Raw genomic sequence first — 14,120 nt, 5'->3', positions numbered from 1 at the left:
TCACGGCGGCAGGTAGCCCCGCGGCGGAGGCACGCGGGGCCAGCGCACGGTGAAGATGGTGCCCTGCTCGGGGCCGGTCTCCACGCGGACGCTGCCCTGGTGCACCTGGACGATCTCACTGACGATGTAGAGCCCCAGCCCCAGGCTGCGGTGCTTGTTGCCCTGCTCCGGCTGGCGCGAGCCCTTGAACGGGTCGAACAGGTGCGGCAGCAGCTCCTCCGGGATGGGGTCGCCCTCGTTGCACACGCGCATCACCACGTCCGTCACCTCGGCGGTGAGCGTGGTGAGGACGGGCGTGTCGTTCCTCGCGTGTTGCAGCGCGTTCACCACCAGGTTGCCCAGCACCTGGGTCACCCGGTCCGGGTCCCACTCCCCCCACAGGTCGTCCCCGCTCACCTCCAGCGTGAGGGGCCGCTCCGGGTAGACGACCTGCAGCTCGTCCAGCACGCCCTGGCACAGCTCCACCATGTTCACGCGCTGGCGCGTCACCGGGATGCCCCCGCCCAGGCGGCTGCGCGCGAAGTCGAGGATGTCGTTGATCATCCGCGTCATCCGCGCCGTGGCCTTGCGGATGCGGTCCACGGAGCGGCGCGCGGTGGTGTCCAGGTCCGGGACCTTCCCCAGCATGAAGGCGGACGCGTTGACCGCGTGCAGGGGGTTGCGCAGGTCGTGGCCCAGGACGGCGATGAGCTCCTCGCGGAAGTCGATGGCCTGCTGGAGCGCGGCCTCCGCGCGCTTGTGGTCGGCGATGTCCACCACCGTGACGCCCACCCCCAGCAGCACCCCGCCCGGGGTGCGCACCGGGAAGTAGTCCGCGCGCCAGGCGCCCGGGCCGCCGTGCACGGGATCCGGCGCTTCGATGAGCGCGTCCCGCACGGGCCGCCCCGTCTCCAGCACCTGCCGCAGCGACTGCTCGACGGGCCCCGCGACGCCGCCGCTGACCATCTCGTGCAGCGTGCGGCCCCGGTGCTCCTCCACGGAGTGGCCGTTGATGCGCGCGAGGGTGCTGTTGATGCGCAGGTAGCGCAGCTCATGGTCCTGGAACGCGATGCCCACGGGCGCCGCCTCCAGCATCGAGTCCAGCAGCGCCAGCGACCGCTCGGCTTCCTTGCGGGCCGCGTGCTCGCGCGCGTGCAGCTCCGCCTGGGCAATGTGTCCGGACGCCCGCTCCGTGACGGCGTGGAAGAGCCGCACGTCCGAGTCGGAGAAGGCGAAGGCCGTGCGCGAGCCCATGTACGCCATGCCCAGCAGCCGCTCGCCGTCCATGAGCGGCAGGCCGTACAGCGCGCGCAGCCCCGCGCGGCGCAGCGGCTCCAGGAGGACGCGCGGGTCGGTGGAGGCCGAGCGGACGAAGAAGGGCCGCCGCTCCAGCGCCGCCAGCCCGCTGACGCCTTGCCCCACCGACACGCGCAGGCCCTTCACCTCGTCGGTGACCAGGCCCACCGCGGCGCGCACCACCAGCTCGTCGCCCTCCAGCATCATCACCGCCGCGGTGTTCACGGTGAGCGCGGCCTCCATCAGCCGGGTGAGCAGGCGCTCCAGGAGCGTCTCCATGTCCGGGTCGTCCAGGGTCGCCTCGGCCATGCGGTCCAGCGTCTGGAGGATGCGCTGCTTCATCTCCCAGAAGAACGTCATCGTCCGGGTGACCAGCCGGTCGAGCATCACCTCCATCCGCGTGAGGTCGCCGGACCGCAGCCACTGTCCCTGCGTCTCCAGGCGGTGGAGGATGCAGCGGCGCAGGAGCGCGTACTCGTGCGCCACCTCGCCCAGGTCGAAGCCCTCGTCCAGCCGGGCCACCGTGTGCACCATCTCCAGGCGCTCATCCAGCGCCTCCGGTCCGTGCTCCACCGCGTCCGCCAGCGAGGAGAGCAGCTCCGGCAGGTGGTCGATGAGCCAGGGCTGGCGTGCGGGCACCTTGTGGCCCAGGTGCTCCAGCACCGCCTGCTGCCAGTCCGTCAGCAGCACGTCGTGGTTCGCGCGCAGGAACTCCGCCCCCGACAGGCGGGGCTCGCTGCGCGCATGCTCGTCCACGGAGTGTGAATCCGGCTCCTGCATCGCCAGTCTCCCCAGGCCATCGCCCGGCCGCGCCGCCCCTCGCGCGAAGGCTGCGCACGGTGGCTCCGCCGCGCTTCGCCCCTCCGTCCGACGGGGACCTCCGCCCCGAGCCCTCGGCCGCCGGTGCCGGGCCGGGCCTCGGACGCACCGCCCGGTGCGCCGTTCACCTTCGTGCGCTCGGCCGCCCTGGAGGACATTCGCGCTCCAGGGCATGCGGGCGCTCGGGTAGGGTGGCCGGCAAAGCATGCCCACCCTCCTGCTCAACCGCTCCGCCGTGGCCCGCAACATCCAGGCGCTCCTCCTGCTGGACGACCTGCGCGAGGCCTTCCGCACCGACGTCCTGGCCCGCACGGTGGCCCCGCAACGCGTGCGCGCGCCGCTGCACGCGGAGGGCAGCGCGCTGGTGATGTTCCCCGGCTGCGTGCCCGGCATCCCCGCGTACACCGTGAAGGTGCACGCGAAGTTCCCCGGGCAGAAGCCCGCCATCCAGGGCGTGGTGAACCTGCACGACCTGGTGACGGGAGGGCTGCTCGCGGTGATGGACTCCGGCCACCTCACCGCCGTGCGCACCGGCGTGGTGGGCGCGCTGGCCGCGGACGTGCTGGCCCGGCCGGACGCGACGCGCGTGGCGGTGATTGGCGCCGGCCGCCAGGGCGTGCTCCAGCTCAAGCAGCTGCGGCTGGTGCGCACGCTCAGCCAGGTGCGCGTCTACGACACCAACATCGCGCACGCGAACGCCTACGCGCAGCGCATGTACCAGGAGCTGAACCTGCCCATCCGCGTGGAGACGTCCGTGGCGGACGCCGTCGCGGACGCGGACATCGTGGTGACGGCCACGTGGAGCCACCAGCCCTTCCTGCACGCGGGCATGGTCCAGCCGGGCACGCACATCACCGCGCTGGGCGCGGACGAGCCCGGCAAGGCGGAGCTGTCCCGGGAGCTGCTGGAGCAGTCGCTGTTCCTCTGCGACCACCGGGGGCTCACCGTCTCCACCGGCGCGGCGGGCGCGGTGGGGCTCACGGAGGCCGCCATCCACGCGGAGCTGGGCGAGGTCCTCGCGGGCCTCAAGCCCGGGCGCACGTCCCCGGAGCAGGTGACGGTGTTCTCCGGGGTGGGGCTGCCCTTCCAGGACCTGGCCACCGCCTGGCACGTGTACCAGGCGGCGTCCGGCGACGAGGACGTGCCCACGCTCGACTTCAACGCGTAGCGCGGGCGCGCATCCCGGAGCGCGGACTTCAGGCCTTCGCGAGCGTCTGGGAGAGGCGCACGGCCTCCTCGTGCAGGTCGGTGTCCTCCGCCAGCGGCATGGCGAGCACCTGCTGCACCAGCTCCTTCGCCTTCTTCTCCTGGCCCAGGCGCGCCTGCGCGAGCGCCAGGTTGAGCAGCGGCTCCGGGCGGTCCGGGGCGCGGCGCACGGCCTCCTCCAGCACCGTCACGGCGCGCGGCAGGTTCGCGTTCGCCGGCTCCGCGGGGACGCGCAGCAGCAGCTGGCCCAGGTTGTTCGCCGCGCGCCAGCCGTCCGGCGCCAGCCCCATGCCCTGCTCGTACGCGCTGATGGCCTTGTCGTACGCGGGCGGCTCCTGCGCTTCGTGGCAGGTGGCCTCCGCCATCTTCAGCGACTCGCTGGCGACGCCCAGCGACGCCATGGTCTGGCACAGGTGCCGGGCCTGTTCGATCTGCCCGCGCGCCAGCATCAGCTGCGCCAGGTTCGCCTGCGCGTCCGCGTCCTTGGGGCGCTGGGCCGCGAGCGCGGAGGCCGCCTGGTAGGACGTGCGCAGGTCGCGCAGCGCCATGGACAGCACCGTCACGGACGCGAGCAGGCGCGGCTGGTTGGGCACCGCCTTGAGGCCCTGCTCCAGCACCTTGCGCGCGTCCACCAGCTTGTCCTGGGCGGACAGCGCGTGCGACAGGCTGAGGTACGCGGGCACGAAGCGCGGCGCCAGCGTGAGGACCTCGCGCAGCGTGGCGAGCCCCGCGTCCGCCTGGCCCGCCTCCAACTGCACCTGGCCCAGCCGGTAGCGGAACACCGGGTTCTGGGGCGCGAGCTTCGCGGCCTGGGACAGGGCCTCCAGCGCCTGGGGCGCCTGGTCCTGTTTGATCAGCATCATGCCCTTGCCGAAATGCGCCTCGGCGCGCTGGGGCTCCAGCGCGAGCACGCCCTGGTAGGCCTTGAGGGCGGCGTCAAGCTGGCCCTTCTGCGCGGCGATGTTCGCGCGCACGAGCCCCGTCTCCGCGGTGGCGCCCTGGGCCTCCGCCTTGGCCAGGAGCCCTTCCGCCTGGGGAACCTTGTTCTCCACCAGCGCCAGCTTGGCCATCACCACCAGCGCGTCGCGGTGGTGGGGGTTCTTCGCGAGGAGCTTCTCGGCCTCGGCCCTGGCCTGGGCGACCTGGCCCTGCGCGAGAAGGGTTTCCAGAGAGTTCATGATGGAAAGTGTCCCCCAGGGGGCAGGGGCTGTCGAGCAACGGGGAAAAGGAAAGGGCCTCGCCCGGATGGACGAGGCCCTGGGGGGAGCGTCAGGTGAGAAGGCCGCTGGGACTACCAGTGCTTCATCACGTTCTTGATGCCCTCGCCGACGTTCTTGAGGCCCTCGCCGACGTTCTGCACCGCGTTGCCCACGCCCTCGACGACGTTCTTCGCCGTGTCGCCAATCTTGCCCACGTCCACGGAGAAGCCGAACTCCAGGCTGGCGCCGATGCCCAGCGCCGCGCCCACGTCGAAGTTGGCGGACAGCTTGCCGTCCTTCAGGCCGACGTTGGCCTCGAACTCCACGCCGATGCCGGCGAACGCCTCCGCGCCGGCGGTGACCGTCGCGGGGCCGATGTCCTGGGAGACTTCCGCGCTGGCGCGGGCGCCGGCGAAGGCCTCACCGTGCACGGAGGCCGCGGCCTGGCCGTGCAGCGGATCCAGCACCACCTGGCCCGTGGCCGTCGCCTCGGCGCCCACGTTGCCCTCGGCGCCCCACTCGGAGCGGCCCAGCGCGCTGTCCGCGTGGCCTTCCACGGAGCCGCGCACCAGGTCGGCGCGCGCGTCCACGGAGCCCTGCGCGCCAATCTTGCCGTGGCGCGGGTCGATGGAGATGTTGCCCTGCGCCGCCACGTCCGCCGCCAGCACCTGGCCTTCCACCGTGTTGTGGAAGTTGCCGTTCACGTCACCGGAGGTGTGCGAGCCGGAGGCCGCGGCGTAGCTCTTGTTCCACTCGCCCTGCGCCACCGTCTGCTCGAAGCGGCTGGTCTCCAACTGCTTGTGGATGTCCGCCGTCGTCTGCGCGTTGGCCTGCTTGCTGGTGGTGACGCGGTTGCCCTGAGCGTTGCGGTTCAGGTTGATGGTCGCCTCACCCTGCGCGCGGCCTTCCTTGTGGGCCTGCACTTCCTTGCGGACCTGCGTCCCGTTCGCCGGCGGCGTCGTGGTGTTGTGCCGGAACACGGGGCGGTAGCGGTTGGTCTCGATGGACATGGAAGGGGGGCTCCGGCGGCGCGAGGCGCGGTGGGGAATCTTGCGACTTGAGACTTTATCGGCCGCGCCCCCCAGAAAGTTTCCGCTCCTCTTTTTCTTCGCTGATCCACCTGAGACATTCTTGAGACATCAGGACTCGGATCTCCCGGGAGCCAGGATTCCCTCGGGGTCGAGCGCGGCCTTCAGCCTGCGGCGCACCTCCGTGGAGTCGTCCCGCACGGCCGGTGTGGCGCCCCGGGCCTGGAGTCCGGCTCGGGTCAGGTGGTACCCGGCGTCCGCCAGCTCGCGGGTGAGGGCGCGGTAGCAGGCCTGGGCGCGGGCGTCCTCGCCCTTCGCGTCGCGGTCATAGGCGAGCGCGGTGATGAGGTAGAGGCAGCGCGGGGAGAAGGCGAGGAGGGCCAGGTTGGGCTCGAAGCCGAAGAGGCGGGGCACGCGGTCCGCGATGTCCGTGGCGCGCTTCGCCTCCGGTCCGGTGAAGGGGACGGCGACGCAGCACCAGATGAAGCCGCAGCGGTCCCGGTCCGGGTTCGGGTCCTCGGGCTGGGGCGTGCGCTTGCGCCAGTAGGTCATGGCGAGGTTCGCCTCGGAGGGCACGCCCTGGAAGCCGCCGTCGCCGTCCAGGACCTCCGGTCCGAAGGACAGCGGGCGGAAGGCGCCCTCCAGCGCCCGCGCGAGCCGCTTCTCCAGGAGCGCGCCGAACTCCGCGTCCGGGGCGGTGAGGGTGCCGCTGATGGCCCAGCGGCCGAAGCCCTCGCGGAACTTCTCGCGCGCCCAGTCCGGCAGCGGCGTGCGGCCCACGGCGGCGTAGGGGTACTGCTGGGTGACGCTGAAGGCCTTGATGTCGTTCCAGAAGAAGAAGCTGCCCTTGAGCGTGCCGTCCATGGCCAGCGCCTGGAGCCGGTCCACGAAGTCCCACAGCTGCGCGTCGTCGTTCACCGCGCAGACGAACTCGCGCAGCCAGGGCTGCTTGCGCGCGAGCCAGAACGTCATCCGCGTCACCACGCCGAAGGACGACTGGCTGAACAGGCCGTCCAGCACCGGGCCCAGGCCCCAGCGGAACACGGGCGCGGCGCGCGAGCCGGGGAAGCGCGCATGGCCCGTCTCGATGATCTCGCCCGTGGGCAGGACGACCTCCAGCGCGCACACGTGCTGGAAGACGTCCGAGTTGGGACCGCGTCCGTCGCCGCGCTCCAGCGCGTTGCCCACGAGGCTCGCGTCCGGTGAGCCGCCGATGGTGGTGATGAAGTTGGAGGAGTTCCGCTCGCGCAGGTACGCGGCGGCCTGGCGGAACGTCACGCCCGGCTCCACGGTGAGGTACGCCAGTTGTTCGTCGTGCGCGACGACGCGGTTCATGCGCCCCAGGTCCAGCAGCACGCTGCCGTCCCCCGAAGGCACGCGCGAGCCGTAGCCCCAGTTGCGGCCGGCGCTCACCGGGTACACCGGCACGCGGTGCGCGGACGCGATGCGCAGGCACGCCTGCACCTGCGCGGTGTCCGCGGGCCGCACGATGGCGGGGATGCGCTGGGTGGTGGCGAAGGTGGCCGTCTGGGCGGCCTCCAGCGCTTCGGGATCCACGACGACGTGCGCCTCGCCCACGGCCTCCCGCCACGCGGCCAGGGCCGCCTCCAGGCCAGGCGCTACCGGGGCCTTCGCTTCGGTTTCGCTCACGGCGCCGCAGTATGCCCGCCAGGGCGTCCCCCCGCTGGTCACCCGGGCGGCGAGCGGGCGGACGGGCCCCGGACGGTGAAGGTCGCCGGGTGGACACCGGCCGTGGTCGCCCCCTGCCGAGTGTTCATCTTCGGCGTGGGGAGGTGTTCATGGTCGGCTTCATCGTGTCGCGCAACGGGCGGTGGCTTCGGATTCTGGCGGGCACGGGCATGGTGCTGGGCGGACTGGGCAGCGGTACGCCCCGGGGCGCGATGGTGGCGCTGACGGGCCTGGTGCCGCTCCTGGCCGGAGCGCTGGACCTGTTCCTGCTGGGGCCGCTCATGAGCCTGCCCCTGCGAGGCGCGGACGTGCGGCGGGAGCTGGGGCAGCCGGAGGAAGCGCCGCTGCTCGACCTGGCGCACGACGGGGGGCGCTCACCCTACGCGCCGCCCAGCACGCTGCTGCACTAGCTACTTCGTGCTCACCTGGAACGGGATGTCGAGCATGCCGAAGGGCTGCTCCGTCTGGGCGTCCACCAGCTTCACCTGGAGCGTCACCGCGTCCTCGCGGCGGGCGACGCCCTGGAAGTAGAGGAAGCCCTCCTGCGTGCCGCCGGGCTCCAGCGTGCCCTCCGGCAGCGCGTTGTTGAGCATGTCCCGGGTGGGCAGCGGCTCCTCGTAATACGGCGGGTAGTAGTAGTAGGGGGAGTAGAAGGGGCCGCCGTACCACCCCGGTCCCCAGCCCCCCCACGGCCCGTAGCCGTAGCCTCCGCCCACCCACAGCCTGCCCCGGGGGTACATCGCCGGGACGTAGCGCGCGGGGGCTTCCTGCTCCCGGGAGGACGTCGCCTGACGGAGCGACAGGGGCTGCAGCGCGCTGTAGCGGAAGTGGGACTCCTGCCCCACCAGCGCGAAGTCCGGATACTTGATCCGCAGCGCGCGTTGCCCGTGGTTCTCCAGGCGGACATAGACGGGGGTGACCCGGCGCTCCAGGTCGGACGGGGAGCCCTTCCACGCCGCGCCGTCCGCCGTGAGCCGCACCCCTTGCGTCTCCGTGATGGCGCTGCTCTTGCCGTTCTGGAGGATCCCCGCTTCCGGCGTGGGCCGCAGCTTCGTCTCCGCCGCGCAGCCCGCCATCAGGCTCAACGCCAGGGCCCCCAGTCCCAATACTCCTCGCATCGCATGCCTCCTCCGGTTTCAAAGTAGGGCGCGCGGTGTTCAGGGGGCGACATGCCTCGTGCTCCCACCCGGGCAGCGGGCGGGCTGACGGGACCGCTACGTCTGGGGCGTCACCGGCTCGGCGGCGGTGGCGGGCCAGGCGGGCGCCTTGACGAAGTCCCAGTCCTGGTGGCGCGCCCAGGTCTCGAAGGTCTGCCAGCTCACGCGCGGGTAGCTGTTGCGCAGGGTGAGGATGTCCGCGTGGTAGCCCACGCGATCCAGCCAGTCGAACATGGCCGCCAGGTCCTCGCTCTGCTGCTGGAGCTGGTCCAGGGGGATCTGCTCGAAGTGGATGCGGTGGCCGCTCACCATGGAGAGCAGCGCGGCGGCCTGCTGGCCGGTGACCTCGTCGGAGGCGACCTCCAGGCGCTCGCCGATGAAGCGCTCCGGGTCTCCCAGCACGTGCAGCGCGAAGCCGGCCAGGTCCTCCACCGCCACCATCTGCAGGCCGCGCGTGGGGGACAGCCCCAGCGACAGCTTTCCCGCCGCCAGCAGGTCGCGCGTGGGCGGGCGGAGGAGGTTCTCCATGAAGAAGGTGGGGGCCAGGATGGTGAAGGGCATGTCCCGCCGCCGCAGGTACAGCTCCACCGCGTGCTTACTGTCGAAGTGCGGGATGCCGGTGAGCTCCGACGCGCCCGCCACGGAGGAGTACACGAAGTGCCGCACGTTGGAGCGCTTGGCCGCGTCCGCCAGGTTCTTGCCGTGCTGGACCTCCGCGTCCACGCCGCCGCCGCCGAAGGGCGTGGCCATGGCGTAGACGGCGTCCACGCCGCGCATGGCGCTCTCCAGGGAGACGGGGTCGTCGAAGTCACCCAGGGCCAGCGTCACGCCGGGCCTGCGCAGGGCGCGGGCGGCGGGAGCATCCACGTCCCGCACCAACGCGACCACGTGGTGGCCCCGGTCGGCGAGCTTGCGGAGGACGGCACCGCCTTGCTGGCCGGTGGCGCCAGTGACGAGCACGGTGATGGAGAAATCCACGGGCATGGGTTCAGACCTCCGGACGCGACGTGTCACGGAAAACTGGAGACGCCCCCCTGTATTGGCGAGGCCCCGGGGCCGCACTGTCCGCCCCCGAGCACAGGCTCCCGAGGCAGGCAGGCGACCGTGAGGGAGGAGCAGGGGGCATGGCATCCTCCCCGCCCCATGAGCAAGCGTGACACCCCCCCGCCCTCCGAGCTGGTCTCCGCCGCCCAGGCGCTCGACGCCGAATTGCTGCGTTTCGAGGCGCTGTCGGAGCAGCTCAAGGAGGCTCCCCTGACGTCGGAGAAGCAGCTGGAGCGCGCGTCGAAGACGCTCAAGGACCTGGCGGACCTGGACGACGCCCTGCGCCTGCGAGTGGGCGCGCTGGTGCAGGCCATCACCGGCGTGCGCAACCGGCAGCAGGCGCAGGCGGACGCGGTCAACATGCGCGCGCAGGAGCTGCAGCAGCGCACGGAGGTGTTCAAGGACCTGCTCACGCGCTACGGCGCGCTGGGGCAGAGCGCGGCGGACCTCAACGGGCGCATGCAGGAGTTCGCGGCGCTGCGCCAGCAGCCCACGCGCACGGCGGAGGAGGACGCGCGGCTGACGGAGGTCTTCACCGCGCTCCAGGCGCGCATGGCGGAGGTGGCGGACGAGGCGGCCACGCTGTCCGCCGCGGCGGAGGAGGCGAAATTCGCGGACATCGGCCGGCAGGCGGAGTCGCTGCGTCAGCAGCTCTTGTCCGCGCGCAACAAGCTGGGCCTGCTGCACCAGAGCCTGGGGACGTGAGCCCTTCCGTGCGCGTCAGCTGAGGTAGGTGGGCTCGAAGTCGTCCGGGCTGTCGATGGGGCGGCGTCCGGAGAAGCCCGCCTTCAGGTCATGCCAGTGCGCCACGGCGTCCTCGCCGTAGCGCCAGCAGAGGTAGACGGGCTCCTCGCCGCGCCGTGCGTGGAAGTCCACCAGGCCGTCCGCGCCCTTGATCTCCAGGCCCATCTCCTGGAGCGGGCCCAGCTCGCCGCGGATGCGCTCCAGCAGTTGCTCGCGCTCCTCGCGCAGGGGGATCATCGCGTCGGCTTCGCGTGGATCCACCGGGCCGTCCAGCAGCTCCGCCAGCTTCTGCACGCGCTCCACCCACGGGCGCACGCGCCCGAAGGTCTTCGTCAGCAACGGCACCAGCCGGCTGGCCTCTTCCACGCTGAAAAAGCGCATCGGGACAGCATGCAGTGTGCGCCCCCCGCCCGCCACCACCTTCCCGGTGGGGGACACGGGGCGTGTCACAGCCGTGTCGACATGTCTGGAACAGGTCAGCCGCGCCGCAGCGATGACAGGTTTTCCAGGAGCCAGCGCCAGGCGGCCTCGCGCAGGGGGAAGGCGGCCTCGCGGGCGAGGAAGGCGGGCGTGTGCTCCGCGGCGCAGCGGCCGGTGCCGCCGTCGTGGACGTCCTGGCCCGCGTCGGTGGTGGCGAGGTCCGCGTGGAGCAGGGCGTGGAAGACGATGAAGTCCACGACGAAGGCGGGCACGGTGGGCCGGTCGAGCGCGGGGTGGACGCGCACCTCGCGCAGGCGCGCGTCATAGCCGCCCAGGTGGATGGTGCGGCGGGTGCGGCGGCCCGGGCGGCGGGCCCAGCCCACCTCCACGCCGTGCACGCGCCCGTCGAAGTACGCCGCGTCGAGCCGGGCGTGGACGGCCTTGAGGTCGAAGCAGCGGCCGCGCGTGCGCAGGGGGGCGCCGGGCCTGCGCTCCCGGCGCACCTGGCCCTGGTGGGCGTGGCTGAAGGCCTCCAGCACCTCGCGGGCGGCGGTGTCACCGGCCACGTAGAGGGCCAGGGCGCGCACGACGGTGTCGGGTGCGTCCAGGAAGAGGTGGTGCAGGCGCAGGCGCACGCCATCGGGGAGGCGGCGGAAGCTCACCAGGGTGGCGCGGTTGTCGGTGAGGCGCAGGTGGACGGGAAGGCCCAGCAGGGCGGACACCCGCCGCGCGAGCTCCGCGGCCCGGGGCAGCGCGTCCTCGCGAGAGGGCAGTGCGCGCGCCGGGTCCCGCCCGGGCGCCGGGGCGTCGAACATCGCCAGTTGTCCAGGCGGCGGACGCATGAAGACAAGGTAAGCCCTGCCCCCGCCCGCTGGCCAGGAGGATGCGTCGCGCGGTGTCCGCCGTCCTACGTGGCACGTGGAGCGGAGCGGCCGGGTGGGCAGGGCGGAAACCTGTCCGACAGTCGGACAGGTTGATCGCCTGTCACGCCGTGGGCAGCGGCTGGTAGCGGCCCGCGAGCGAGGCCAGCACGGCGAGCAGCTCCCCGGGCTCCACGGGCTTGGGCACGTGGCTCTGGAAGCCGGCGCGCAGGACCCGGGTGCGGTCCTCGGAGCGGGCGTAGGCCGTGATGGCCACCGCCGGGGTGCGGCCTCCCTGTTCGTCGGACAGCGCGCGCACCTGCGCGATGAAGCCATACCCATCCGTGCCCGGCATGCCGATGTCGGAGACGAGCACGTCCGGGTGCTCCGCCTGGAGCACCTGGAGCCCCTCCGCCGCGGAGCCCGCGGTGGCCACTTCGGCTCCGCTGTCCTCCAGCAACGTGCGCAACAGCTCGCGCGCGTCCTCCTCGTCGTCCACCACCAGCACCCGCACCCCGCCCAGCTCCGGCGGAGGCGTGGACACCCGGCCGAGCGCCGGAGGCCGGGGCGACGGGGGCATGGCGGGGTCGCGCCGCTGCGTGACGGACAGGGGCAGGCGCACGGTGAAGGTGGCGCCCCGGCCCTCGCCCTCGCTGGCGGCGGAGACGGTGCCGCCGTGCATCTCCACGATGTGCCGCACGATGGACAACCCCAGCCCCAGCCCGCCCGTCTTGCGCGTGGTGCCACTGTCGGCCTGGCGGAAGCGCTCGAAGACGTGGGGGAGGAAGGCCGAGGGGATGCCCTGGCCGGTGTCCTCCACGGTGAGCTCCACGGAGGAGTCCCGCCGCGCCACCACCAGCCGCACGCGGCCTCCGCGGGGCGTGAACTTCACCGCGTTGGACAGCAGGTTCCACACCACCTGCTGGAGCCGTTGCGTATCGCCCATCACGCTGCTGGAGGTGTCCACCGTGGCCAGCACCTGGATTCCGCGCGCGTCCGCCGCGGGCCGCACGGACTCCAGCGACTGCTGCACCACGGCGGACAGGTCCACCGGCTCCACGTCCAGCTTGAGCTTGCCGGACACGATGCGGCTGACGTCGAGCAGGTCCTCGATGAGCTGCCCCTGCGCGCGCGCGTTGCGCTCCATGGTCTCCAGCGCGCGCTCGCGGCGGGACTCGGGCAGGTGGCCGGTGCGCAGGAGCTGCACCCAGCCAAGGATGGCCGTGAGCGGCGTGCGCAGCTCATGGCTGACGGTGGCGAGGAACTCGTCCTTGAGCTGGTTGGCCTCCTCCGCCTCCTTGCGCGCGGCGCTCTCGCGGGACAGCAGGGCCTCGCGCTCCAGCTCCGCCTGCTTGCGGTCGCTGATGTCGATGACGCTGCCGATGTAGCCCAGAAACTGCCCCTCCGTGTCGAAGCGGGGCGAGCCGGTGTCCACGGTCCAGCGGTACTGGCCGTCCGTGCCGCGCAGCCGGTAGTCCAGCCGGAAGGGCCGCCGGTCCTGGCTCGAGTCCATGAAGGTCCGCCGCGTGCGCTCCACGTCGTCGGGGTGGAGGGCGTCGAGCCAGCCGAAGCCCAGCCCCGTGGCCTCCGTCTGGCCGGTGAAGGCATACCAGCCCCGGTTCATGTAGGTCGTGCCGCCCAGCATGTCCGTCACCCACAGCATGACGGGGGCGTGGTCCGCCATGTTGCGGAAGCGGGCCTCGCTCTCGCGCACGGCCTCCAGCAGGCGCTCGCGCTCCTGGGCCACGGCCTTCTGTTCGGAGATGTCGCGCGCGGCGGCGTAGATGAGGCCCAGCTCGGGCACGGGGCGCGACGCCCACGCGAGCCAACGGTAACGGCCATCGCGCGCGCGGAAGCGGTTCTCGAAGCGCAGGGTGGGGATGCCATGGGACAGCTTGCGCATCTCCGCGCGGGTGGACTCCTGGTCATCGGGGTGGACCAGCTCCATGAACGGGTGCTGGTAGAGCTCCGCCTCGGTCCACCCGAGCACGTGGACGAAGTACGTGTTCACGCGCTTGAAGTACCCGTCCATGCCCGCGATGCAGAACATGTCCGGGGACAGCTGGAAGAAGCGCTCGCGCTCCTCGGCCTCCGCGTGGTGGCGCTCGGCGCTGTCGCACGCGAAGGGGATGACGGCCTGGGCGAGCGCGGCGTCGATGGAGGCGCAGAGCACGCGCACGTGTGACAGCGGCACGTCCAGGTCCAGGCGCTCGGCCCGCGTGAGGATGCAGTCGCGCAGGAGGGCGTATTCGCGTGTGAGCAGGGTCACGTCGGCGCCCAGGCGCAGGCGCTGACGGCCATGGGCTCCGGCGGCCTCGCTGTGCCGGAGCGGGGCCCCGTCAGGCTCCTCCTCCGCGTGCACGAGCGCGGCGTGCAGATCATCGAGAAAGGCGGGCAGGGCGTCGACGATCTGCTCGTGTGACAGGCGCAAGGAGGTGAAGAGGGGAGCCACCCGTGCGGCCCACTCCTCCACGAGCGCCTCGCGGTCCAGGTCCAGCAACTCCGCCAGGGACGAGGGAGCCCTGCCCCTCATGGACGTGCGCCCCTCCGCGGAGGGGCCCCGCTCCTGTGAACCCGACGAAGCCATGAGTGGCTTTAGAGGTGAGGCGGCCCGGAGCGCATGGGCAGGGGCGGGAGGCCCTGCGCCTCCCTCCTTGCCTGTGCGCCGGCCAGGGAACA

The 14,120-nt window shown here is 72.4% G+C and carries 12 protein-coding genes; 3 read left to right on the top strand and 9 right to left on the bottom strand.

Annotated features, from left to right (window positions below; translation table 11 throughout):
- Positions 1 to 2,031 carry an ATP-binding protein gene (locus tag JYK02_RS20145; RefSeq protein ID WP_347402533.1) on the bottom strand — a complete coding sequence of 677 codons (2,031 nt, stop codon included), beginning with the start codon at positions 2,029 to 2,031 and terminating at the stop codon, positions 1 to 3.
- Positions 2,032 to 2,299: 268 nt separating this feature from the next.
- Here JYK02_RS20145 and JYK02_RS20140 point away from each other — a divergent pair, with 268 nt between their 5' ends.
- On the top strand, positions 2,300 to 3,262 hold the full coding sequence (locus JYK02_RS20140) for an ornithine cyclodeaminase family protein (RefSeq protein ID WP_207053244.1): 963 nt from the start codon (positions 2,300 to 2,302) through the stop codon (positions 3,260 to 3,262).
- A 28-nt stretch (positions 3,263 to 3,290) separates the two neighbouring features.
- Here JYK02_RS20140 and JYK02_RS20135 read toward each other — a convergent pair whose 3' ends face one another.
- The 3 genes from JYK02_RS20135 to JYK02_RS20125 all read right to left on the bottom strand — a co-directional run bounded on the left by JYK02_RS20135 (position 3,291) and on the right by JYK02_RS20125 (position 7,177).
- Positions 3,291 to 4,478 (bottom strand): tetratricopeptide repeat protein, encoded by a 1,188-nt coding sequence (locus JYK02_RS20135; protein ID WP_207053243.1) that lies wholly within the window; start codon positions 4,476 to 4,478, stop codon positions 3,291 to 3,293.
- Positions 4,479 to 4,591: 113 nt separating this feature from the next.
- Positions 4,592 to 5,509, bottom strand: coding sequence for a hypothetical protein (locus JYK02_RS20130; protein ID WP_207053242.1), 918 nt, complete (start codon positions 5,507 to 5,509; stop codon positions 4,592 to 4,594).
- Between the two features lie 129 nt (positions 5,510 to 5,638).
- Positions 5,639 to 7,177, bottom strand: a complete 1,539-nt coding sequence (locus JYK02_RS20125; protein WP_207053241.1) for an FAD-binding protein — start codon at positions 7,175 to 7,177, stop codon at positions 5,639 to 5,641.
- 149 nt (positions 7,178 to 7,326) lie between these two features.
- On the opposite strand from JYK02_RS20125, the gene JYK02_RS20120 reads away from it, so the two are divergent.
- Complete coding sequence (locus tag JYK02_RS20120) at positions 7,327 to 7,626, top strand: hypothetical protein (RefSeq protein WP_207053240.1); 300 nt, start codon at positions 7,327 to 7,329, stop codon at positions 7,624 to 7,626.
- On the opposite strand, the gene JYK02_RS20115 is transcribed toward JYK02_RS20120, so the two are convergent.
- Positions 7,627 to 8,334: a hypothetical protein gene (locus JYK02_RS20115; RefSeq protein ID WP_207053239.1), complete on the bottom strand. Its 708-nt coding sequence runs from the start codon at positions 8,332 to 8,334 to the stop codon at positions 7,627 to 7,629.
- A 96-nt stretch (positions 8,335 to 8,430) separates the two neighbouring features.
- Positions 8,431 to 9,357, bottom strand: coding sequence for an NmrA/HSCARG family protein (locus JYK02_RS20110; RefSeq protein ID WP_207053237.1), 927 nt, complete (start codon positions 9,355 to 9,357; stop codon positions 8,431 to 8,433).
- A gap of 159 nt (positions 9,358 to 9,516) precedes the next feature.
- Between JYK02_RS20110 and JYK02_RS20105 the strand changes: the two genes are divergently transcribed.
- Positions 9,517 to 10,122: a hypothetical protein gene (locus JYK02_RS20105; protein ID WP_207053235.1), complete on the top strand. Its 606-nt coding sequence runs from the start codon at positions 9,517 to 9,519 to the stop codon at positions 10,120 to 10,122.
- Between the two features lie 15 nt (positions 10,123 to 10,137).
- Here the strand turns inward: JYK02_RS20105 and JYK02_RS20100 are convergent, their stop codons facing one another.
- The 3 genes from JYK02_RS20100 to JYK02_RS20090 form a co-directional block, all read right to left on the bottom strand.
- Positions 10,138 to 10,542: a DUF2203 domain-containing protein gene (locus JYK02_RS20100; RefSeq protein WP_207053233.1), complete on the bottom strand. Its 405-nt coding sequence runs from the start codon at positions 10,540 to 10,542 to the stop codon at positions 10,138 to 10,140.
- A 95-nt stretch (positions 10,543 to 10,637) separates the two neighbouring features.
- The gene (locus JYK02_RS20095) at positions 10,638 to 11,396 is read right to left on the bottom strand and encodes a hypothetical protein (RefSeq protein WP_207053231.1); all 759 of its coding nucleotides are present in this window, start codon (positions 11,394 to 11,396) and stop codon (positions 10,638 to 10,640) included.
- A 169-nt stretch (positions 11,397 to 11,565) separates the two neighbouring features.
- Entirely contained in the window at positions 11,566 to 13,974 is a 2,409-nt protein-coding gene (locus tag JYK02_RS20090) for a hybrid sensor histidine kinase/response regulator (RefSeq protein WP_207053229.1), read from the bottom strand.
- Positions 13,975 to 14,120: the final 146 nt, after the last annotated feature.

The organism is Corallococcus macrosporus, assembly GCF_017302985.1.
Classification (GTDB): domain Bacteria; phylum Myxococcota; class Myxococcia; order Myxococcales; family Myxococcaceae; genus Corallococcus; species Corallococcus macrosporus_A.
Note: the sequence above shows the minus strand (reverse complement) of the source record. Positions and strands in the feature narration are given on the sequence as shown.